Below are 21,432 nucleotides of genomic sequence, written 5' to 3'. Positions count from 1 at the left end.
AAAATCCACGCGATGCCCCGATTCGTTTATTCCCTGCTGATTTACCTTCTGCTTCCCTTTGCTCCGCTGCGCCTGCTGTGGCGTGGCGTCAGGCAGCGTGAGTACTTGCGCCACTGGGGAGAGCGCTTCGGGTTTTTCAGCATTCCTGTCACCAGGCCGCTGATCTGGATGCATTGCGTATCGGTAGGAGAAACCCGCGGCGCGGCACCGCTCATCAAGGAGTTGCAGCAGCGCTATCCGCAATACCAGATTCTTATCACGCATGCGACGCCGACAGGCCGGGAAGCGGGCGAGCAACTGTTCGGCGACAGCGTGTTGCGCTGCTATTTGCCGTATGACACCCCGGGCGCGGTGTCGCGTTTCCTTAGACATTTCCAGCCCAGGCTCGGCCTGCTGATGGAGACGGAGCTGTGGTTCAACCTGATCGCAGGTTGCAAGGCGCGCGATATTCCCATCCTGCTGGTGAATGCAAGGCTTTCCGCCAAATCCGCACAGGGATATGCGCGGCTGGGACGCCTGGCCAGCAACGGCTTGCGGCAATTGACGGCGATTGCGGCGCAGACCCGGCAGGATGCCGAACGCCTGCAGTCCCTGGCTGCCGCTCATGGATACAGGTTGCCGGTCGAAGTGACAGGCAACCTGAAGTTCGATGTGACGCCACCCTCCAACGCCTTGGCGCAGGGTGAAGCGTTACGGCAGCATTTTGGCCGTACGCGACCGGTCTTTCTTGCTGCCAGCACGCGCGATGGTGAGGAGGCCATGATCCTGGAGGCCGTCGCGGCGGCTGCGCTGCCGCAGCTGCTCACCGTCATCGTGCCGCGCCATCCTCAACGCTTCGACGAGGTGGCCAACCTGCTGACGCGGCGCGGCATCCATTTTGTGCGCCGTTCCAGGCTGCCGCAGACGGTGCCTGCCAGTGTGGATGTGGTGCTGGGAGACAGCATGGGGGAAATGTTCGCCTATTACGCTGCCTGCGACGCTGCCTTTATCGGCGGCAGCCTGCAGCCGCTGGGCGGGCAGAACCTGATCGAGGCGAGCGCCATGAGCAAGCCGGTGCTGGTCGGCCCGCACACCTTCAACTTCGCTGCTGCCACCGAGATGGCAATCACAGCCAAGGCAGCCTGGCGCGTGCAGGACGTGGCCGATCTGGCACGTGCCCTGCAACGCTTGTTCGGTGATCCGGAGCTGCGCCAATCAATGAGCTGGAAGGCGCTGGAGTTCAGTACCGGTGCCGGGGGCGCCACGCAGCGGGTTGCCGAGTTGGTGTCGCGCTATTTGCCTGTCGATTGACACGCCGCCTTGCTGGTGACCGGCCTGCTCAGCGCGAGGCCTACTTCACCATGCGCGAAATGGCTTTGAAGGCTTCACCTTCTGCCACGCCCAGCCACTCGAACACGACAGATTCCGTATTGCTGATGATCACGCCAGCCTGGCGCAGCCTGAGCAGGGCATTGGCCTTGTTGGCCGGGTTGCGCGACAGTACGGCATCTTCCACTACAATGACCTGGCAGCCATGTTGCTGCAATTGCAGTGCCGTTTGCAGCACGCAGATATGGGCTTCCATCCCTGCCAGCACGAGTTGTGGTCGGTCGGCATGCAATTGCGCGCGGAATGCAGGTACCGCATGGCAGGAAAATGCGGTTTTCTCTATTCTGCAGGCATGTTCGAGGCTGTCTTGCAGGCTAGGGATGGTGTTGCCCAGGCCCTTGGGATACTGCTCGGTGACGATGGCGGGCACCTCCAGCAGGCGTGAAGCCTGCAGCAGGATGTTGCAATCACGTGTCAGTGCCGCCATGGCATCCTGGTCCATGGCGGCGGCCAATTTCTCCTGGACGTCGATGATGACGAGCTGGCTGAGCGCGCGGGCGGCTAGATCAGTGGCTGTCATGGCGTGTTCTCTTCCTGGGTACTCGTCCAGTCCGGCAACTGGCTGGTCAGGACCAGGCGCTGGTTGATTTCGCTCAGGTCGTTTTCATTCAGCAGGCCGACGGCATATTTGAGTCTGAGTATATTCATCAGGTAGTTGTAACGTGCCTGCAACAAGTCGCGCTTGGCAGTAAACAGCTGCTGCTGGGCATTGAGCACATCCACGCTGTTGCGCACGCCGACCTCGTATCCCAGGTTGGTGGAGTCAAGCTGGCTCTGGCTGGAGCTGAGCGCCTTTTCATAGGCCTGCACCTGCGCCACGCTGCCGGTGAGACTGAGGTAGGCCTGCCGTGTATCCAGCTCGGACTTTCTGCGGGCGACCTCGACTTCATCCATGGCTTTCTGCTGGTTGGCGATGGCTTCGCGTACGCGCGAACTGATGGCGCCGCCCTGGTACAGCGGGATGTTGAACCTGAGGCCGATGGTGGCGTTCTGCAGGTCGCTGCCGAAACCGTTGGGACTACCACTGGCGCGGGTGTCGGTATAACTGCCCACCATATCCAGTGTTGGCCAGTGCCCGGCGCTCATGCGCTCTACTTCTTGCGTGGCTAGGTGCAAAGCTTCCTGCTGGATGCTCAGCGCCAAATTGTTCTGGATGGCAAGATGGACCCATTGCTCCATGTCCTGTGGCTGCGGCGGGCGGGTTTCCAGGTCCTGGCGCACCGTGGCGAGGCGCTCGGGCAAGCGTCCAGTGATGGCCTGCACTGCACGCTTGCGCACTTCGTAGTCATTGAGCGCGGCGATTTCCTGAGCCTTGAGCAAATCGTACCGCGCCTGGGCTTCATTGACATCGGTGATGGTGGCGGTACCCACCTCGAAATTGGCCTTGGCTTGTTCCAGCTGTTGGGAAATTGCCGCTTTCTGGCTATTGATCAGGTCGATCTGGTCCTGCGCCATCAGCACATCGAAATAGGCTTGTGCACTACGCAGCATCAGCTCCTGCTGTGACTGCATCAATTGCTTGTCAGCCTGTGAAACCTGGGTTTGCGCCTGCTTCATCTGCACCCAGTTCTCCTTGCGCAGGATGGGTTGGCTGAAGTTGACACCGAAGCCGAAGGTATCAAAGGACTCACGCCCCGCATTGCGGAAAATCGCGTTTTCCCCGAGGTAGCGGATGTCGGTCTCGGAGTGGCTGGCATCGGTCGTGAAGTTGACCGTGGGGCGGTACAGCGCCTTGCCTTGCTCGATTTTTTCCTGTGCCGCCAGATTGCCGCTGCGTGCGGCGGCCAGTGTCGGGTCATTGGTCAAGGCAATTTCATAGATATCGAGCAGGTTCTGCCCATTGGCGGCCTGCGCATGGCAGGAGAGCAGGCTGGCCAGTGCAATGGCAAAGCAATGGATGCGGGCAACTTTCATGGCAGTCATCTCTGTAAATCCGTCTCGTACCTTGTCAGGGATTGATTGTCCGGCATTCTAACCCGATACCAAGCGGCATACAGTGCCGGCAGCGACAATATCGTCAACACGGTGGCGACGGTCAGCCCACCCATGATGGCGACCGCCATCGGGCCGAAGAAGGTGTTGCGTGTCAGCGGAATCATAGCCAGGATTGCCGCCGCCGCGGTAAGCATGATGGGGCGGAAGCGGCGCACGGCTGATTCGACGATGGCTTCCCATTCGGGTTTGCCGGCGCGCTTATCCTGTTCGATCTGGTCCACCAGAATGACGGAGTTACGCATGATCATGCCTGACAGGGCGATGGTACCCAGCATCGCCACAAAGCCGAAGGGCTTGTTGAAGATGAGCAGGGCGGCGGTAACACCGATCAGCCCGAGCGGCGCGGTCAGTACCACGAGGAAAGTGCGGGAAAGGCTTTGCAGTTGCAGCATGAGGATGGTGAGCACGGCAAAGATGAATAGCGGTACGCCCGCTGCCACGGATTGACCGCCCTTTGCCGACTCTTCCGCTGCGCCGCCTGTCTCCAGGCTGTAGCCCAGGGGCAGGCGCTGGCGTAATTCGACCAGCTGCTGCTCGACCTGGCCGGAGACTACCGGCGCCTGCAGGTCGCCGATCAGGTTGGCGCGCACCGTGATGGTGGGCATGCGGTTGCGGCGCCAGATCACGGCATCCTCGAAACCCGGAGTCAGGGTTGCCAGCTGCGACAGCGGCACACTGGTGCCGGTGCTGGTGGGCACCATGAGTTCAGGGAGGTGTGAAAGATGGGTGCGTTCCAGCGTGTCGCCGCGTAGCACCAGGTCGATGCGCTCGATGCCTTCACGGAATTCGGTGACGTACAGTCCGCGCATGGCGGCATTGAGCAGGTTGGCAATATCGGTGGAGCTGACACCCAGCAGCCTGGCCTTGGATTGATCCACTTCGATCTTCATGACTTTACTGGGCTCTTCCCAGTCCAGCTGCACATTGCTGAGGCTGGGGTTGCGCCGCATGATGTCGGCCACCTGGTGGCTGATGTCGCGGATGTTGTCCACATTGGGGCCAGATACGCGGAACTGTACGGGAAAGCCGACTGGCGGACCATTTTCCAGGCGCAATACCGAAGCCCGGAGCGCGGGGAAGTCGGTATTGAACAGGTGCAGCAGTTTGCCGCGCAACGCCTCGCGCTCGGCATTGCCTGCCGTCAGGATGACGAACTGGGCGAAGCTGCGTTGCGACAATTGCTGGTCAAGCGGCAGATAGAAGCGTGGACTGCCGCTGCCGATATAGGCCACGTAGTTTTCGATGCCGGATTGCCCTTGCAGCCATTGTTCCAGCTTTTTCACCTCGGCATCGGTCGCGGCGTAGGAAGCGCCTTCCGCCAGGCGCAGGTCGACGATCAGCTCTGGTCGGGTGGAATCCGGGAAGAACTGCTGCTGCACCAGCCCGAAGCCCGCGACCGAGGCGATGAACAGCGACACTGTGACGATGATGACAATCCAGCGATGGTGCACGCATTGGGTAATGAGGCTGCGCAAGCGCCGATAGAAGGGCGAGTCGTAGAAATCGGTATGCTCGCCCGCTGCCATGTGCTGCAAGTGGCGCTGCTTGCGGTTAGCGAGGCGTCGGCTGATGGTTGGGGCGATGCGTTGCAGCCAGCGTGTCATGCGTGAAGGGGGTTTGGCCGCCTGCTGCCTGTAGTCGGGCAACAGGTAGTAGCCGAGGTAGGGGACGAAGATCACGGCGGCTACCCATGATGCGATCAAGGCAATCGCCGACACCTGGAAAATGGAACGCGTGTATTCGCCCGTGGAGGACGCGGCTGTCGCGATGGGCAGGAAGCCAGCCACGGTGACCAGCGTGCCTGTGAGCATGGGGATGGCGGTGGAAGTGAAGGCGAAAGAGGCGGCCTTCATGCGCTCCCAGCCCTGCTCCATTTTTGACGACATCATTTCCACCGCGATAATCGCGTCATCCACCAGCAGCCCCAGGGCAAGGATCAATGCGCCCAGTGAAATCTTGTGCAGGCCCACGCCAAATATTTTCATGAACAGGAAGGTGATGGCGAGGACGACTGGAATCACGATGGCGACCACGATTCCAGTGCGCAGGCCTAGGGACAGCAGGCTGACCCCGAGCACGATGACTAGCGCCTCGACCAGCGAGTGGACGAAGTCATCGACGGAACGGATCACGGCACGGGGCTGGGATGAGACGGTGTCGAGACTGAGGCCGACCGGCAACTGGGCATCGATGCGCGCGACGGCCTCATCCAACGATTGGCCGAGCTGGATGATATCGCCGCCGTCATTCATGGCGACGCCGAGCAGCAAGGTTGCCTTGCCCATGTAGCGTACCCGCGCAGTGGGCGGGTCTTCGAATCCGCGGTAGACCTTGGCGATGTCGCCAAGGCGGAACTCATTGCCGTTGGCGCAGAGTTTCAACTCGCGTAGTTCATCCAGGCGGTCGAAGCGACCGCTGACCGCTAGCCGTATATGCTCCGGCCCGCTGTCGTAGGCACCGGCGCTATTGACCTGATTCTGCTGTTGCAATGTCTCCAGCAGGGTGCTGATGCCAATGCCCAGCGTCGCCAGCTTGGCATTGGCCAGCTCGACATAGATGCGCTGCGGTTGTTCACCGAAAAACTCCACCTTGGCGACATCCTTGATCTTGAGCAACTCGCCGCGGATGGATTCTGCCTGTTCCTTCAACCTCGCATAGTCGTAGCCTTCGCCATGCAGGGCGTAGAGGTTGCCGTAGACGTCGCCGAATTCGTCATTGAAGAACGGGCCTTGAATGCCGTCGGGCAATGTATTGCGGATATCGCCGACTTTTTTTCTTGCCTGATACCAGACGTCCGGCACGGCGGAGGGTGGCGTCGAGTCCTTGGCCAGAATGAAAATCAGGGACTCGCCTGGGCGTGAGTAACTGCGCAGGATATCGAGGTGGGGCAGCTCCTGCAGCTTCTTTTCGAGTTTGTCAGTGACCTGTTGCTCCACTTCGTGGGTGCTGGCCCCTGGCCACATTGTGCGGACCACCATGACTTTGAACGTGAAGGGCGGGTCCTCCGACTGCCCGAGCTTGGTGTAGGCCAGCATGCCGGCCAGCGTCAGCACCAGCATAAAGTAAAGCACCAGGCTGCGATGCGTCAGTGCCCAGCGAGATAGATTAAAAGGTAGGCGCTCACTCATTGATTGATTTCTGTCCTGAGCGGCGTGACCGCTTGCCCTTCAGTGAGGGTGTGAATGCCGGTGACGACAAGGGTCTCATCGCCTTTGAGCCCGGATACAATGCTGACCCCTTGTTCGCTGTAGCCACCAATGTCCACTTGCTGCGCATGCACGCGATTGTTCGCATCCATCACCCATACCTGCGCCTCTCCATGTTGTTGCGACACGGCTGTGCTGGGCAGGACGAACGCCTGCTCCTGGCGCTCCAGCCTGACACCTGCCGTCATGCCGATTTGTACTTTCTCGTCGGCATTGAGCAGCGATACCTTGGTCCTGAAGGTACGGGTTGCCGGGTCGGCCGCAGGAGCGATTTCCCTGATGCGCCCCTGGTAGACCTGGTCGCGGTTCGACCAAAGGCGGATGATGGCCGGCGCTCCCGGTTCCAGGTTCTCTAGACGGGATTCGGGAATGGCGATCTGTACTTCAAGCTCGTCAGGCACTGCCACCCGGGCAATCACCTGCCCGGCGCTCACGACCTGTCCCGGTTCTGCGTCGATGGCCGTCACGATGCCATCGCGTTCCGCTGCCAGTGTCGTGTATTGTGCCTGATTGCTGGCTACCCTGACCTGCGCCTGAGCCTGCATTACCTGTGCCAGGCTAGACTTCAGGCGCGTTTCCACCGTGTCCAGGGCGGCTGCGGAAATGAAGCGCTTCTCGAATAGTTGCCGTTGGCGTTTGCTGTCGGCTTCGGCCAAGGCCAATTGCGCTTCTGCGGACTGCAGTGCGGCCTGGGCCGAGGCCAGCGAGAGCTGGTTATCCTCGGCATCCAGCCTTGCCAGCATTTGGCCTTTCTTGACATGGTCACCGACTTCCACGTGACGCTGGATGATCTTGCCTGCGATACGAAAGCCCTGCGCCGATTCATAGCGAGGACGCACTTCTCCCGTCAGCCACTGGCCATGGTCGGTATGCAGGTCGGTGAGCTGCATGACGAGGGCGGGCCGTGGTGGCGGCGCCTCGGGTGCCGGCTTGTGGCAAGCGACCAGCAGGGAAACGGAGATGGCTAACAGCCATGAGTGAAGTGGTGTGCTCGAAAGTAATAACGGCATATCGATACCTACATGCTGGGGATGGAGGCCTGGATCACTGGGTGGACATGCAGGCCATGCGCTGGCTTGTTCCCGCGCATGATGGCGACACCCATGCCATAGCAATCGCTTTCAGGCGGCACTGAGGATCAGCCGGCGCCTGGCATTCCGACAAGTTGTTGATGCTAGGGAGCATAGGCTGGAAGGATAGGGATCATCAAGGATGATTATTAAATAATGTTAGCTGAGCGGTGTCTATCGATAGTTTCAGCAAAGGTGCCAAGGCAATGGACAGGATGTGCAGGCGCGCGGATGATAAAGAACGGGTGCACAGGGTAGTGTGTCATATCTCGGAGATATGGCACCTAGGCACCCAGGTGCCGGTCCATATTCCTAGAAATCGAATTTTTCCGGCTGGGGGGCGTTCTCGAGCTGAGGAAGCGTGGTTTCGAAAATCACGTCCTGGCGTACCGCATCTTCGCTGATGCGGCGCATGATGGTGGCCTCCATCACGGGGGGCTCGCCAATGACGGCGAACAACCTGCCGCCGACGCGCAACTGATCGTTTATCAGCGGCGGCAGGGCCAGTGAACCGGTGAAGACGATCACGTCATAGGGGGCATTGCCCGGCCACCCACGTGCGCCGTCTCCTATATGCAGCGTCACATTGTGGATTTGCTGCTGAAGCAGCTTGAGATGCGCTTGATTGCTGAGTTCGGCATTGATCTCGACGCTGTGCACCTCTTGCGCAAGTGAGGCAAGCAGGGCGGTGAAGTAGCCGCTGCCGGTGCCGATTTCCAGGACTTTATCGGTTGGCTTGATTTCCAGCGATTGCAGGATGCGGCCTTCCATCTTGGGGGAAAGCATGGTCTGGCCGAAGCCGATGGGGATTTCGATATCGGCAAACGCCAGGCCGCGATATTGCTCGGGGACAAACGCTTCGCGCGGCACGCGGCCCAAAAGGTCGAGCACGGTGCCGTCAAGCACCTCCCAGGGGCGGATCTGCTGCTCTATCATGTTGAAGCGGGCTTGTTCTACATCATGGTGCATCGCAATTGTCCTTATCCATCGCATGGCTATCGGTTTGCCGATTATAGCGCCAGACGGCAGAGTTTCAAGCTGGATCGCGTGACCTGCCAGCTTTAGGCACATGATGCTCTGCATCAACTGTGCATCGTCCACAATAATCTTGATCGAATCAGGGTTTTAACGTACATTCCTTCCATCGCTAGGGGTCTGCTGTTGCACGCTGAGGCATGCAATGGCAGTGAGAATTACCCTTTGAACCTGATGTGGATTATCCCACCGTAGGGAAGCGCAGTTTGGTTTGATGGGGTGGTTTCTATTTTTTTATTCCCCTGTCGGTACTCCAAAACGCTTCCCGCATTTTGGAGACTTGAATGAACGCCACCGACAAAAACCTGCAGCAGAATTTCCTCAATGCCACCGCCCAGGTCGATCCGGGCGCAACGCAGCCTTTTACCAATTCCCGCAAGATCTATATCGAAGGCTCGCGCCCCGACATCCGCGTTCCTTTCCGCGAGATCAGCCTGTCCGATACGCCATCGGCATTCGGCGCCGAGAAGAACCCGCCGGTGATTGTCTACGACACTTCCGGTCCTTACACTGACCCGGATGTGCAGATCGACATCCGCAACGGTTTGCCGGCCCTGCGCGCTGGCTGGATTGCCGAGCGCGGCGATACCGAGCAACTGGACGGGCCGACTTCCAGCTATGGCCTGGAACGGCTGCACGATCCCAAGCTGGCCGACATGCGCTTCAACCTGCATCGCAAACCGTTGCGTGCCAAGGCAGGCAGGAACGTGACGCAGATGCACTATGCGCGCCAAGGCATCATTACTCCGGAGATGGAGTTCATCGCCATCCGCGAGAACCAGCGCCGCGAAGGCATGAGCGAACTGTTGCAGACCCAGCATGCCGGGCAGCATTTCGGCGCTTCCATTCCTGAAATCATCACGCCTGAGTTCGTCCGGGACGAAGTGGCGCGCGGCCGGGCAATCATTCCTGCCAATATCAACCACCCCGAAATCGAGCCGATGATCATCGGCCGCAATTTCCTCGTGAAGATCAATGCCAATATCGGCAATTCCGCCGTCAGCTCAAGCATAGGCGAAGAAGTCGAGAAGATGGTCTGGGGCACCCGCTGGGGCGGCGATACCGTGATGGACCTGTCCACCGGCAAGAACATCCACGAAACGCGCGAGTGGATCATCCGCAATTCACCCGTGCCGATCGGCACCGTGCCTATCTACCAGGCGCTGGAAAAGGTCAACGGCAAGGCCGAAGACCTGACTTGGGAAATCTTTCGCGATACCTTGATCGAGCAGGCGGAGCAGGGCGTGGATTATTTCACCATCCATGCCGGCGTGCGTTTGCAGTACATTCCGATGACCGCCAGGCGCATGACCGGCATCGTCTCGCGCGGCGGCTCCATCATGGCGAAGTGGTGCCTGGCGCACCATAAGGAGTCTTTCCTCTACGAGCATTTCGAGGAAATTTGCGACATCATGAAGGCCTACGATGTCAGCTTCTCGCTCGGCGACGGCCTGCGTCCCGGCTCGATCTACGATGCCAATGATGAAGCCCAGTTTGCTGAGCTGAGAACCTTGGGTGAATTGACCCGGATCGCCTGGAAGCATGACGTGCAGACCATGATCGAAGGCCCTGGCCACGTACCCATGCACATGATCAAGGAAAACATGGACTTACAGCTGGAGCATTGCGGCGAGGCCCCGTTCTATACTCTGGGACCTTTGACCACCGATATCGCACCCGGCTACGACCACATCACCTCCGGCATCGGCGCCGCGATGATAGGCTGGTACGGTTGCGCGATGCTGTGCTACGTCACGCCGAAGGAGCACCTGGGCCTGCCGGATAAGGAAGACGTGCGCGTCGGCATCGTCACCTACAAGATTGCCGCGCACGCCGCCGACCTGGCCAAAGGCCACCCCGGCGCTCAGATTCGCGACAACGCCCTGTCCAAGGCACGTTTCGAGTTCCGGTGGGAGGACCAGTTCAACCTCGGCCTCGATCCGGAGAAAGCCAAGGAATTCCACGACGAGACCCTGCCGCAGGAAGGGGCCAAGCAGGCGCACTTCTGCTCCATGTGCGGTCCGCACTTTTGTTCAATGAAAATTACCCAGGACGTGCGCGAATATGCCAACAAGCTGGGTGTGGACGAGCAGGCGGCGCTGAGCAAGGGCATGCAGGAAAAGGCGATCGAGTTCGTTAAGCGCGGCAGCGAGGTTTATCAGAAGGTTTAAGAAACCGACAAAACACACGGATGCCTGTTTTTTCATTGTGCATACATGGAAGGCCGCCTAGTGGGATTCAGGATAGCGGTTGCAGCTATGCTAAAATCGCATAATGACCACACTTAAATTGAAACCCGGTGCGGCAACTCCGCCTAAGGCTCCCGGCAAGCCGCCGGTGCGCAGGGCGGACCCCGCCAAGCGGTCGCGTACGACGGTGCCGGAGTATATCGCCAAGGCATCCACGGCAAGAGACGTCGAAGCCGGGCCTGGCCCCGAAAAAGAACGAAAAGCGCGGCCTAGCGCGGCCCCTCATCAAGTGGCTGGCAAACTCCCGGCAAGGCCAGCAAAGTCGCCAGTCTCTGCCAGCCAGCAAGATCGCAAGCAAGACGGCAGGCCGCGCCAGTTTGACGATCGGGATACGCCGCGCCGCGGCGGCAAGCAGCGCGACGGGTTCGAGTCTGGCGAGTTCAACCAGGATAGAAAGACCAACCCCAAGTTTTCACCCAAGCCTGTTCCCAGCCAGCCTGAATTGCCCAGGCTATCCAAGCGGATGGCCGAGCTCGGCCTGTGCTCGCGCCGAGAGGCGGACGAGTTCATTGCCAATGGCTGGGTGAAGGTGAATGGCGAAGTCGTCGATGTGCTGGGCACACGCGTGGCGCCCGATGCCAAGATAGAAGTCAGCAAGGAAGCGCACCAGCACCAAGCCGAGACTGTCACTATCCTGCTGCACAAGCCGGTAGGCTATGTCTCCGGCCAGGCAGAGGATGGTTATGAGCCTGCGGTGGTATTGGTGCATCCGGACAACCAGTGGAAGGAAGATCCGAGCCAGACGGTCTTTAAACGCGGGCATTTGCGAGGATTGGCACCTGCCGGTCGCCTGGACATCGATTCCACCGGATTGCTGGTGTTGACGCAGGATGGCCGCGTGGCTCGCCGCTTGATTGGCGAGGATTCGACAGTCGAGAAGGAGTATCTGGTGCGCGTCACCGGGACCTTGAGCGAAGAAGGGTTGAGGAAGCTCAATCACGGCCTGAGCCTGGATGGTGTCAAGCTCAAGCCGGCCAAGGTCTCCTGGCAGAATGAGGACCAGCTGCGTTTTGTACTGCGCGAGGGGCGGAAGCGCCAGATCCGCCGCATGTGTGAACTGGTTGGACTTACCGTGGTTGGGCTCAAGCGCGTGCGCATTGGTAGCGTGACCCTGGGTAAGCTGCCTGTTGGGATGTGGCGTTATCTGCGCCCAGGCGAGCGTTTCTAGGCAACCTTGGGCAGGCTGTCTTATTGGCAGGCGGCCGTTTGGTAACTCGCTGAAGCGTGTAATTTTGAAGACGATACAAGGTCCATGCATGGACATGAGCAAGGAAGCATGATGGGATTATTCGACAGTATTGCAGGCTCGGTGATGAACAAGATGGCGGGTAGCAGCGGCAACCCAATGATACAGGCCGGGCTGGAGCTCATGAACAAGTGCGGCGGGCCGCAAGGCGTGCTTGATAAGCTGCGGGCCAACGGCCTGGACGCAGAAGTCGAGTCATGGTTGGGTTCCGGCAATAATCTCCCATTGAACCTGCAACAGGTGTTGCAGGTGTTCGGCACAGAGTTGATTCAGTCGATGGCGACACAGTTTTCCCTGCCTGTCGATGATTTCGGCAGCAAGCTGGCGGAGTACCTGCCGCAGGCGATTGACAAGCTCAGCCCGGACGGCAAACTGCCAGGCAGCCAGGCAGAGCTGATGGCACGGGCATTTTCCTTGCTTAAGGGATAAGGGTATTTCTGCAGATCCGTCGGGAGGCGGTTCATCGCAGGGTCACAAGCATGCGGCATGATGATGCCGCCAACATCAACAAAAAAGACAGCAGGTCATGGATATCTTATTATTATTGAAGGCTTTTATCCTCGGCATTATCGAGGGTGCCACCGAATTCCTCCCTATCAGCAGTACGGGCCATCTTATCATCGTTGGCGATTTGCTTGATTTCAACGACGACAAGGGCAAGGTATTCGAAATCGTGATTCAGCTGGGCGCCATTCTTGCCGTATGCTGGGAATACCGTAGCCGCCTGATCTCCGTGGCGACCACCTTGCATACCAATACCTCGCAGCGCTTCATCCTCAACCTGTTCGTCGCCTTCCTGCCTGCAGCCATTTTTGGATTGCTGTTGCACGGCTTTATCAAGGAGCATCTGTTTTCCTCGATTACCGTAGCATGTGCCTTGATCGTTGGCGGCTTTGCCATCCTGCTGGTAGAAAATCTCTATGCTCACGACAAGGCTCCGGCCGCCAAGGCGTCCAACCTCAACGAGATTACGCCATGGCAGGCGCTTAAGGTCGGTTGCGCACAATCGCTCGCAATCATGCCTGGTGTGTCGCGCTCCGGCGCCACTATCCTGGGTGGCATGATTTTCGGCCTCAACCGCAAGACGGCCACTGAATTCTCCTTCTTTCTCGCAATCCCGGTGATGCTCGCGGCTACGTTCTATGACGTGTACAAGAATTTCAGTCTGTTCGTATTCGAGGACCTGGCGATGTTCGCCGTGGGGTTCATCACCGCCTTCCTTGCCGCACTGGTGGCGATCAAAACCTTGATCCGCTATGTCGCCAACCATGATTTCAAGGGTTTTGCCTATTACCGTATCGTGCTCGGCATCATTGTCCTGGCTTATTACTGGTAATCGCCGCCATTGTGTATCACTGCCGGTCGAACACCGCCGGTGATACACTTATCCTCTTCGCGCGCAATCGAAACGGGATGGGTGAATGAATAAAATCCTCAAGTATTCCTTGTTTGGCCTCGGCGGAATCGTTCTGGTGCTGGTCATCATCGTGGCGGTGTTTGTCGCCACTTTCAACCCGAACGACTACAAACCCATGATCGTGCAATTGGTGAAGGACAAGAAGCAGCGCACGCTTGATATCGACGGCGACATCAAGCTCGCATTCTGGCCTAAGCTGGGTGCGGATCTCGGCAGGATTTCCCTTTCCGAGCATAATGGCGACAAGGAATTTGCTGCCGTGGAAGGCCTCAAAGTCTCCGTAGCGCTGATCCCCTTATTGAGGAAGAAGCTGGTGGTAGATGCGGTCTATGTGGATGGCGCGCGGGCCAATATCGTGCGCTACCAGGATGGTAGTACCAATTTTGACGACTTGCTAAGCGAGGACAAGGAAGAGTCTTCGCAGGAAATTGCCTTCGATATTTCCAGCATCAACGTCAGCAATTCTGCCGTGAGCTTCCATGATGAGGCGACAGACAATACCTACGCCATCGAAAAGTTCAACCTCAAGACCGGACGCGTTGCACTTGCCACGCCATTCGACCTCGCCAGCAATTTCGAAGTAAGTGCCAGCGCACCTAAGGTCGAGGCAAGAGTCAAGTTGCAAGGCAACTTCATGGCAGATCTCGAGAGCCAGCATTTTGCCATCCAAAAGCTGGATACCGTGGTCAAGGGTAATATCGCCGATGTTCAGGAGGTGGACATCCGCCTGACAGGCGATGTGGATGCGCGCCCTGAACACATGGAATTCCTGGTCAACGGCCTCAAGCTTGCGTTTGCCGGTCAGCTTGCCGATGCCAAGCTGGCAGCAGATTTCGCTGCGCCCAGGCTGGTCGTACGTCAGGATGAGGTATCGGGTGACAAGGCCGAATTGACCTTCAGCCAGCAAAAAACAGATCAGAGCATCAAGGCCCAACTGGTATTGGCGGACATCAAGGGCTCGCCAAGGGAGCTGCAAAGCAGCGGCATCAATGGCGAATTCAGCCTCAAGCAAGCCGATCGCAGCGTGGAAAGCAAGTTCTCATCGCCATTCAAGGGTAACCTGGAAGACCTGGTGTTCGAGCTGCCCAAGCTGGCAGGTAGGATAGACATCAAGGACAAGGCCTTGCCGAAAGGTGCTGCCCAGGGCGAGTTCGCTTTCAAGCTGCTGGCTGACGTCAAGCAGGAAAAGGTAGACAGCGATTTCAGCCTGGATGTCGAGGACACCAAGCTCAAGGGCGACGTGGCCGTGGCCGGCTTTGCCAAGCCCGATATCCGCTTCAGCCTCAATGGCGACAAACTGGACTTGAACAAACTGCTGGGTAATAACGTAGCCAATGCCAAACCTACGCAGAAAGCCGCAAGCAAGTCGGCGGCTGAGCCGTCCGCCCCCGATCTTTCGGCATTGAAAGACCTGCTGTTGCAGGGCAATGTGAATATCGGCAGTATCGTCTATGAGAAATTCCGCCTGACCGGGCTCAAACTTGGTATCAAGGCCGACGGCAAGACGCTCGACGTCAGCCCGTTCAAGGTGAAGCTCGACGAAACCACGATCAACGGCAAGTTCGGCATCAGCCGGTTCGAGCGGCCGATCTACCATTTCGACGTCGATATCGACAAGCTGGATGCGGACCGCTATATCACCGACTCCGACGCGCAGCCTGCGAAACCGGCCCCAGCCGCGGTCAGCAAGCCGCAGGAAGGCGCTCCCATAGACCTGAGTGCATTGCGGCAATTGAATGCGGATGGCGAGCTGCGCATCGGCTCGCTCAAGGTGGCCAACGTCAACAGCACCAATGTGCGCATCAAGCTAAAGGCGGACTCGGGGGTGGCCGAACTCGCCCCTTTTTCCGCTAACCTCTACGAGGGCTCCATGAACGGCGCCCTGACGGTCGACGCCCGCAGCACGCCGAATATCGCCATCAAGCAGGATATGAAGAGCATCGCGATCGGCCCTTTGCTGACAGATGTCATCAACAATGACATGTTGAATGGCAAGGGTAGCCTGAATCTTGATCTCACCACCAGTGGTGATAGCGTCAATTCCCTAAAGCAAGGGCTGAACGGCAAGGCGGTGCTCAACCTCAAGGATGGTGCGGTCAAGGGCATCGATATCGCTGGGACGCTGCGTGGTGCCAAGGACAAGCTCGATGTGCTCAAGGGCAATACCAGTGTCGCGGGGGACAAGCGCAAGCAGACCGATTTCAGCGAAATGTCCGCCAGCTTCAATATCAAGAACGGCGTGGCGCACAATGACGACCTCTACATGAAGGCACCCTTGTTCCGCATTGCGGGTAGTGGCAGCATCGACATCGTCAACGAAACCCTGGACTATCTTGCCAAGCCCACTGTCGTTGCCTCCCTCAAGGGGCAGGGCGGGGCCAGCTTGCAGGAGCTCAACGGCTTGACCATTCCGGTCAAGGTCACCGGGACTTTCACTGAACCAGCCTTTGCCATCGACTTTGCCGGGCTGGCTGCCGCGGTGGCCAAGAACAGGCTGCTGGAAGGTGCTGGCGGCGCCAAGGGCGAGGCGGTCAAGAACCTGCTGGAGGGCAATCGTGAAGAAGCGGTGAAGTCGCTGCTCAATCAAAAAAGCGGCAATCGCAAGGATGAAGCCGGCAGTGAAGCTTCGGCTGCCTCATCCGAAGACAAGGTCAAGCAGAAACTCCAGAACCTGTTCGGCCGCTGAAATGAACCTCGCTGAGATGCCCCTGACGCAATATCCTCCCATCGCCGACAGGCTGATTACCTGGCAGAAGCAGCATGGCCGCCATGACCTTCCCTGGCAGAATACACATGATCCATATGCCATCTGGGTGTCCGAGATCATGCTGCAGCAGACACAAGTGGCGGCAGTCATTGGCTATTACCACAAGTTCATGCAGCGCTTCCCGACGATTGCCAGCCTCGCGGCAGTGAGCCAGGATGAAGTGATGCAGTATTGGAGCGGCCTGGGCTATTACTCGCGCGCGCGCAACCTGCACAAGGCGGCGCAGCAAGTGATGAGCCTGCATGCTGGCGAATTTCCGCGCGACTTCGACGCCATCCAGGCCTTGCCGGGGATTGGCCGTTCTACGGCCGCCGCCATCTCTTCGTTCGCCTTCGGGTTGCCGCAGCCGATACTGGACGGCAACGTGAAACGTGTATTCGCGCGCTATTTCCTGATTGAAGGTTGGCCCGGCCTGCCCAAGGTGGAAAAGCAGCTGTGGCAAATTGCGGAGGCAATGCAGCCGCAAACTGAAATGGGTACCTATGCCCAAGCCCTGATGGACCTGGGGGCCACGGTATGTGTGCGCCGTCCTCGCTGCGCCAACTGCCCGTTGCAGGAGGATTGCGGCGCCTTGCTGACGGAGCGCGTTGGCGAACTGCCTGCTTCCAGGCCACGCAAGGCCATCCCGGAGAAAGCCGTGCAGATGCTGGTGATGACGCATGGGAGTCGCGTGCTGCTGCAAAAGCGTCCGGATAGTGGTATCTGGGGCGGGCTATGGAGCCTGCCTGAGCTGGGGGCCGGCGAGGACGTCCTGACATGGGGGCGGCAGGTATTTGGCGTGGAGGGAGATTCGTTGACTCCACTTATGCAGTTGACCCATGTATTTACGCATTTCAAGTTGCACATCACTGCCAACCATATGCTCGTGAACATCATGCCTTTACAGGCGCGGGAACCGGGCCTGCAATGGATGCCATTGGATGAGGCGATCGATGCCGGGCTGCCTGTACCTGTGCGCAAAATACTGCAGGCCCTGGTTGCGCGTCAGCAGATTGCACAGCATGGACAGCAGCTGGCGTTGGTTTGAACTGAACCTGAGCGCCGGGCATCCGGATTGCTTTTCCTGGTGATTCTCCTAATGTTGTGTTCATCCCTACGAGGAAAGAAAAAAGCCCGCTGAGCGGGCTTTTGCATGGATGGTCGGGCCAAAACTTTAGATGTCGCCCCAGCTTTCTTCCCACATGCAGTGCTTGATCTTGTGACGGTTGGCAATGAGCTCGTCAATGGAGGGCTCATCGTTCAGGGCGCGCTTGATCGCTAGCTTGGTTGCTTCATAGTTGTTCTTGTACATGTCAGCCTTGTCCAGCTTGCCTTCCTTCGCCAGCGGTCCGCAGCCTGGATCGATCCAGACCAGGCTGATGATGCACAGATCGTTGACCTGATCCTTGGGAATAATGCCTTCAATCACACAGTCGAGTACTGCATCGGCAGTAGCTGCCTGCACCACACCGCCGAACAATTCGATATTGATGGAGTCCTTCAAGGTGACCTTGGGCACCATCATGGTGGCAGGGCGCACCATCTGATTGATGTCACGTACGGCGAACATGGCGGAGTGACCCTTGCTCTGGGCCATCAGATTGGCAAATGCCTGACCTACGGGGCCGTCGACAGCACCAATCACAATCTCTGGCATCGCGGCAGTGACATCTTTACCTTCGCTGAAAATAGTGGCTTCACCAGCCTTGAAAACGATTTTTGACATCTGGATATCCTTAAGGGAAAAGGTAAGTAAACGAAACGCTGTATTTTACCGAAGGGCCAGTGAGGGGGCAAACTTCAGGTAAAGCCATTGTTTGCCTGCGTCAGCACAGCTTAATGAAATGATTCTGGGCAAAGATGCATGATGGGGGCTAAGCACGAATTCGAAGATAATGACCTGAGTATTTCTGTAAGGCTAAATTTCAGCGTACCAAAATCGTTATACCGTCTATCGGTGCAGTACCTCCGTTTGTCGGATGAATTGGCAAGCAAGCGGGAGAACGTTGCATGATTCACTCTAGGCAAAAAAGGAATGTGAATGAGAACAGTAAATAAGGGCTTTACCTTAATCGAATTAATGGTGGTGGTAGCCATTATTGGCATTTTGGCATCTATCGCCTTGCCTGCTTATTCGCGCTATGTGGCACGTGCCAAGGTGGCCGAGGCCATTTCGCAGTTATCTGATATTCGAAACCGTATGGAACGAAACTATCAGGACAAGCGACGTTACAGTTGTGACGATGTTGTGATGCCCACCAGCCCTACCGTTCAGTATTTTACTTATGCATGTAGCACCCCTAACGGAGACCAGACTTTCCTGATCACTGCTACCGGTATAGCTTCGCAAGGCATGAGTGGCTACGAGTTCACTATCAATCAGGATAATGTGCGCAGGACAACAGCATTCCCTGACGCCTCGGTGCCAGCAGATTGCTGGATTACTAAGCACGGCGGGGGATGCTGAAGCATGAGGGCATATGGCTTTACATTAGTCGAATTGGTTGTGACCTTGACCATATTGACGATTCTACTTGCAATGGCCGCCCCCAGTTTCCGGGAAATGTTGTTGAATTTCCAGATACGCTCTGCGGCGGAAGGTTTGAACACTGGGTTACAAATCGCCCGGGCCGAGGCTATTCGCCGCAATGTCAATGTAGTATTCACGTTAAGCAGCAATGCCACATGGACGGTTGGATGCCAGGTAGTGGTGGCCGATGCTGATAACGATGGGGTGGAAGATTGTCCTGAGGTCATCCAAGGCAAACAAAGTGCTGAGGGAGCAGTCAGCATCAATGTCGAGGTAGTGCCGGCAGGTGCTCACAGTGTGACCTTCAATGGGTTGGGTCGTGTGACCTTCAACAATGACGGCAGCAACGTCATGCGCCAGCTGGATATTGCCGCGAACGAAGGCAATGGGCGGAACCTGCGTATCCTGATCCGGGGCGGCAGCGTGCATTTTTGCGACCCTAGCATATCAACAGTAGGAGATCCACGCGTATGCGCCTAATGCCCGCCTATCGCAAACTGCACTCTTACCAGGAGGGTGCCATCCTGCTCGAAGGGTTGATTGCTATCCTGGTGTTTTCAATGGGCATACTGGCAATCATCGGTTTGCAGGCTGCTTCCATGAAAACTGTATCAGATGCGCAATATCGTTTGGAGGCAAGCTATCTTGCTAATCGCCTAGTGGCCAGCATCTGGACGGCCGGACCTTCTCAGATTGCGAACTATGGCTTGCCGGGAGGCAGCTCCGAAACGCTAGCGGAGTGGTTGGCAGATGTGAAGAAGCGTTTGCCTGGTGCCGAGACCAAAGCGCCTACAGTCGTGATCACCGGAGATGCAATCGCAGGCTTCACCGCGACGGTAACTGTGTTCTGGCAGCCTCCTTCAGAAACCGATCCGCATAGCCATACCACTATAGCCTATATCAACACTAATCCAACGCCATGAAGATAAGCACAATCCTCAAGTACCACGCCGGGTACAGCTTGGTGGAAATCATGGTTGGCATGACAATTGGGCTGTTGGGTTTGCTGGTGATTGCGCAAGTGTTGTCCGTATCTCAGGACAGCAATCGCACGACCAGCAGCGGTGGTACTGCTCAGCAGAATGGCGCATTGGCCCTGCTGGCGATTGAGCGTGATATCCGTCAGGCCGGATACGGCATGAATGTATCGCAGAACCTCGGCTGCCAGGTCACAGGCGTCGATAACGCCACTGGCCGGAATGTGCGGTTTTTGTTCACTCCAGCGGTGATTACTCAGGGACAGGATACAGCTCCAGATGTGATCCAGTTAACTTACAGTAACGCCAGCATGGTGACCAGCCCATCTGCGCTGATGAAAGACTCGGCTGCGACCAGCACCAATACGGTTTATACCGTAACTAATCGTTTTGGTTTCAATGTCAATGATGTAGTGGTCGTAGCAGCGCCGGGCCTGGATTGCGATTTGGCCCAGATTACTGCTACGCCTGCTAACCCTTATCAGAATGATATCCATGTGGCGGCCACGTCACGCTATCGTGGTATACAGGTGTTCAGTTCCGGAGCGCAAGTCTACAACGTGGGTAGGAGCCCAGTCAGTAACCGGTATTCGATCGTTGATGGTGGCTTGCAAGTATTTTCCGAGCTGACAGGTGATGTAGATCTGGTCGCTGACGGAATTGTCGATTTGCAGGCCGATTACGGGCTCAATTTAGACGGAGATACGGAAAATACCGTTGATGAATATCGGATGTCTCCAGATTTGGATGGTAATGGTGTAATCAGCTGGGATGAATGGGAAAAAGTCATTGCTATCCGGGTCGGGCTGGTGAGTCGTAGCAGCAAAAAGGAAGCGAGCGCAGTCACCACAGAACCTCTAACCTGGGCGGGTGGTACATTCGGCAACGTGTCCAATCTGGAGGATTGGCAGCAATATCGCTATCGGGTATTTGAAACTACTGTGGTAATCCGCAACATCTTATGGAAGCCTCCTTCATGAAGACGCCTTTGCGCAGAAGCCCAGGCCCGACACTCCAGCACGGTGTCGTGCTCATGGTAGCGCTGATTGTGTTGATCGCCATGACACTGGCAGGCCTGGCCTTATGGCGTGCTGTGGATGCCGGCAATGTCATTGCCGGCAATCTTGCTTTCAAGCAGTCCGCCACTATGTCCGCTGACCGAGGCTTGCAGGCGGCGCTAGTTTGGTTGGACAACAACCGCAATGCTTTGAATGACAATAATCCTTCAAGGGGTTATTTTGCTAATACGCTTACAACAGAACCGGACTGGTATAGTAATGCCATCTGGAGTAATGCCGTGGATCTGGGAACCGATGCTGCAGGCAATCGGGTGCAATACTTAATCCACCGTCTCTGCCGTACAACGGGTGCCTATAACGGCGAAGATGGCACGGGGCAGCCTAATTCGTGCTCCACTTCCCTGTCCAAGGCGCCAGTCACCAATGCTACCCTCGGTAGCAGCTTGCAGATTGGCGCCGCCGTCTATCAGTCCAGCCCATCAGTGTACTACCGCATCACGGCTAGGGTGCTTGGGCCAAGGAGCACTGTCAGCATCGTGCAGGCTACTGTCATGGTGCCAGTATAAACAAAACA

General features: G+C 57.5%; 18 protein-coding genes and 1 riboswitch. Of the genes, 12 read left to right on the top strand and 6 right to left on the bottom strand.

All coding sequences use genetic code 11. From position 1 onward, the window contains the following. Positions 1-12 precede the first annotated feature (12 nt). Positions 13-1,290 carry a lipid IV(A) 3-deoxy-D-manno-octulosonic acid transferase gene (gene waaA, locus MFLA_RS12935; RefSeq protein ID WP_011480754.1) on the top strand — a complete coding sequence of 426 codons (1,278 nt, stop codon included), beginning with the start codon at positions 13-15 and terminating at the stop codon, positions 1,288-1,290. Between the two features lie 40 nt (positions 1,291-1,330). Here waaA and MFLA_RS12930 read toward each other — a convergent pair whose 3' ends face one another. The 5 genes from MFLA_RS12930 to MFLA_RS12910 form a co-directional block, all read right to left on the bottom strand. After that, on the bottom strand, positions 1,331-1,888 hold the full coding sequence (locus MFLA_RS12930) for an isochorismatase family protein (RefSeq protein ID WP_011480753.1): 558 nt from the start codon (positions 1,886-1,888) through the stop codon (positions 1,331-1,333). Then, positions 1,885-3,291, bottom strand: coding sequence for a TolC family outer membrane protein (locus MFLA_RS12925; protein ID WP_011480752.1), 1,407 nt, complete (start codon positions 3,289-3,291; stop codon positions 1,885-1,887). The genes MFLA_RS12930 and MFLA_RS12925 overlap by 4 nt, the downstream gene beginning before the upstream one ends. Then, the gene (locus tag MFLA_RS12920) at positions 3,288-6,491 is read right to left on the bottom strand and encodes an efflux RND transporter permease subunit (protein WP_011480751.1); all 3,204 of its coding nucleotides are present in this window, start codon (positions 6,489-6,491) and stop codon (positions 3,288-3,290) included. Before MFLA_RS12920 ends, MFLA_RS12925 begins: the two co-directional genes overlap by 4 nt. Then, positions 6,488-7,579, bottom strand: a complete 1,092-nt coding sequence (locus tag MFLA_RS12915; RefSeq protein ID WP_011480750.1) for an efflux RND transporter periplasmic adaptor subunit — start codon at positions 7,577-7,579, stop codon at positions 6,488-6,490. Before MFLA_RS12915 ends, MFLA_RS12920 begins: the two co-directional genes overlap by 4 nt. 372 nt (positions 7,580-7,951) lie before the next feature. Continuing rightward, entirely contained in the window at positions 7,952-8,608 is a 657-nt protein-coding gene (locus MFLA_RS12910) for a protein-L-isoaspartate O-methyltransferase family protein (RefSeq protein WP_011480749.1), read from the bottom strand. 170 nt (positions 8,609-8,778) lie between these two features. Then, positions 8,779-8,889, top strand: a riboswitch (TPP riboswitch). Between the two features lie 69 nt (positions 8,890-8,958). On the opposite strand from MFLA_RS12910, the gene thiC reads away from it, so the two are divergent. The 6 genes from thiC (at position 8,959) to mutY (ending at position 17,380) form a co-directional block, all read left to right on the top strand. Then, entirely contained in the window at positions 8,959-10,845 is a 1,887-nt protein-coding gene (thiC, locus tag MFLA_RS12905; RefSeq protein ID WP_011480748.1) for a phosphomethylpyrimidine synthase ThiC, read from the top strand. Positions 10,846-10,948: 103 nt separating this feature from the next. Beyond that, complete coding sequence (locus MFLA_RS12900) at positions 10,949-12,091, top strand: pseudouridine synthase (RefSeq protein ID WP_011480747.1); 1,143 nt, start codon at positions 10,949-10,951, stop codon at positions 12,089-12,091. A 108-nt stretch (positions 12,092-12,199) separates the two neighbouring features. Beyond that, entirely contained in the window at positions 12,200-12,598 is a 399-nt protein-coding gene (locus MFLA_RS12895) for a YidB family protein (RefSeq protein WP_229407064.1), read from the top strand. 97 nt (positions 12,599-12,695) lie between these two features. Beyond that, positions 12,696-13,505, top strand: coding sequence for an undecaprenyl-diphosphate phosphatase (locus MFLA_RS12890; RefSeq protein WP_011480745.1), 810 nt, complete (start codon positions 12,696-12,698; stop codon positions 13,503-13,505). A gap of 85 nt (positions 13,506-13,590) precedes the next feature. Continuing rightward, a complete protein-coding gene (locus tag MFLA_RS12885; protein ID WP_011480744.1) occupies positions 13,591-16,272 on the top strand; it encodes an AsmA family protein in 2,682 nt (893 codons plus the stop codon). Position 16,273: 1 nt separating this feature from the next. Beyond that, complete coding sequence (gene mutY, locus MFLA_RS12880) at positions 16,274-17,380, top strand: A/G-specific adenine glycosylase (RefSeq protein ID WP_011480743.1); 1,107 nt, start codon at positions 16,274-16,276, stop codon at positions 17,378-17,380. A gap of 126 nt (positions 17,381-17,506) precedes the next feature. On the opposite strand, the gene fae is transcribed toward mutY, so the two are convergent. Next, positions 17,507-18,058 (bottom strand): formaldehyde-activating enzyme, encoded by a 552-nt coding sequence (fae, locus tag MFLA_RS12875; protein WP_011480742.1) that lies wholly within the window; start codon positions 18,056-18,058, stop codon positions 17,507-17,509. 315 nt (positions 18,059-18,373) lie between these two features. On the opposite strand from fae, the gene MFLA_RS12870 reads away from it, so the two are divergent. The 5 genes from MFLA_RS12870 to MFLA_RS12850 are packed head-to-tail and all read left to right on the top strand — an operon-like array spanning position 18,374 to position 21,424. Next, positions 18,374-18,799, top strand: coding sequence for a type IV pilin protein (locus tag MFLA_RS12870; protein ID WP_011480741.1), 426 nt, complete (start codon positions 18,374-18,376; stop codon positions 18,797-18,799). 3 nt (positions 18,800-18,802) lie between these two features. Further along, on the top strand, positions 18,803-19,342 hold the full coding sequence (locus tag MFLA_RS12865; protein WP_011480740.1) for a GspH/FimT family pseudopilin: 540 nt from the start codon (positions 18,803-18,805) through the stop codon (positions 19,340-19,342). Next, positions 19,333-19,785, top strand: coding sequence for a type IV pilus modification PilV family protein (locus tag MFLA_RS12860; RefSeq protein ID WP_229407062.1), 453 nt, complete (start codon positions 19,333-19,335; stop codon positions 19,783-19,785). The genes MFLA_RS12865 and MFLA_RS12860 overlap by 10 nt, the downstream gene beginning before the upstream one ends. Before the next feature lie 41 nt (positions 19,786-19,826). Continuing rightward, on the top strand, positions 19,827-20,819 hold the full coding sequence (locus MFLA_RS12855; protein ID WP_229407326.1) for a PilW family protein: 993 nt from the start codon (positions 19,827-19,829) through the stop codon (positions 20,817-20,819). Continuing rightward, entirely contained in the window at positions 20,816-21,424 is a 609-nt protein-coding gene (locus MFLA_RS12850) for a pilus assembly PilX family protein (protein ID WP_011480737.1), read from the top strand. Before MFLA_RS12855 ends, MFLA_RS12850 begins: the two co-directional genes overlap by 4 nt. Positions 21,425-21,432 lie beyond the last annotated feature (8 nt).

This window comes from Methylobacillus flagellatus KT (assembly GCF_000013705.1).
Lineage (GTDB): Bacteria > Pseudomonadota > Gammaproteobacteria > Burkholderiales > Methylophilaceae > Methylobacillus > Methylobacillus flagellatus.
This window is presented reverse-complemented; position numbering and strand designations above follow the sequence as displayed.

What these genes read in the sequence shown, in the direction of transcription:
- MFLA_RS12890 (WP_011480745.1), top strand. Translation starts at nt 12,696, where the DNA reads ATGGATATCTTATTATTATTGAAGGCTTTTATCCTCGGCATTATCGAG.
- thiC (WP_011480748.1), top strand. Translation starts at nt 8,959, where the DNA reads ATGAACGCCACCGACAAAAACCTGCAGCAGAATTTCCTCAATGCCACC.
- MFLA_RS12910 (WP_011480749.1), bottom strand. Translation starts at nt 8,608, where the DNA reads ATGCACCATGATGTAGAACAAGCCCGCTTCAACATGATAGAGCAGCAG.
- fae (WP_011480742.1), bottom strand. Translation starts at nt 18,058, where the DNA reads ATGTCAAAAATCGTTTTCAAGGCTGGTGAAGCCACTATTTTCAGCGAA.
- MFLA_RS12860 (WP_229407062.1), top strand. Translation starts at nt 19,333, where the DNA reads ATGCGCCTAATGCCCGCCTATCGCAAACTGCACTCTTACCAGGAGGGT.
- MFLA_RS12900 (WP_011480747.1), top strand. Translation starts at nt 10,949, where the DNA reads ATGACCACACTTAAATTGAAACCCGGTGCGGCAACTCCGCCTAAGGCT.
- MFLA_RS12850 (WP_011480737.1), top strand. Translation starts at nt 20,816, where the DNA reads ATGAAGACGCCTTTGCGCAGAAGCCCAGGCCCGACACTCCAGCACGGT.
- mutY (WP_011480743.1), top strand. Translation starts at nt 16,274, where the DNA reads ATGAACCTCGCTGAGATGCCCCTGACGCAATATCCTCCCATCGCCGAC.
- MFLA_RS12885 (WP_011480744.1), top strand. Translation starts at nt 13,591, where the DNA reads ATGAATAAAATCCTCAAGTATTCCTTGTTTGGCCTCGGCGGAATCGTT.
- MFLA_RS12865 (WP_011480740.1), top strand. Translation starts at nt 18,803, where the DNA reads ATGAGGGCATATGGCTTTACATTAGTCGAATTGGTTGTGACCTTGACC.
- MFLA_RS12915 (WP_011480750.1), bottom strand. Translation starts at nt 7,579, where the DNA reads ATGCCGTTATTACTTTCGAGCACACCACTTCACTCATGGCTGTTAGCC.
- MFLA_RS12870 (WP_011480741.1), top strand. Translation starts at nt 18,374, where the DNA reads ATGAGAACAGTAAATAAGGGCTTTACCTTAATCGAATTAATGGTGGTG.
- waaA (WP_011480754.1), top strand. Translation starts at nt 13, where the DNA reads ATGCCCCGATTCGTTTATTCCCTGCTGATTTACCTTCTGCTTCCCTTT.
- MFLA_RS12895 (WP_229407064.1), top strand. Translation starts at nt 12,200, where the DNA reads ATGATGGGATTATTCGACAGTATTGCAGGCTCGGTGATGAACAAGATG.
- MFLA_RS12925 (WP_011480752.1), bottom strand. Translation starts at nt 3,291, where the DNA reads ATGACTGCCATGAAAGTTGCCCGCATCCATTGCTTTGCCATTGCACTG.
- MFLA_RS12930 (WP_011480753.1), bottom strand. Translation starts at nt 1,888, where the DNA reads ATGACAGCCACTGATCTAGCCGCCCGCGCGCTCAGCCAGCTCGTCATC.
- MFLA_RS12920 (WP_011480751.1), bottom strand. Translation starts at nt 6,491, where the DNA reads ATGAGTGAGCGCCTACCTTTTAATCTATCTCGCTGGGCACTGACGCAT.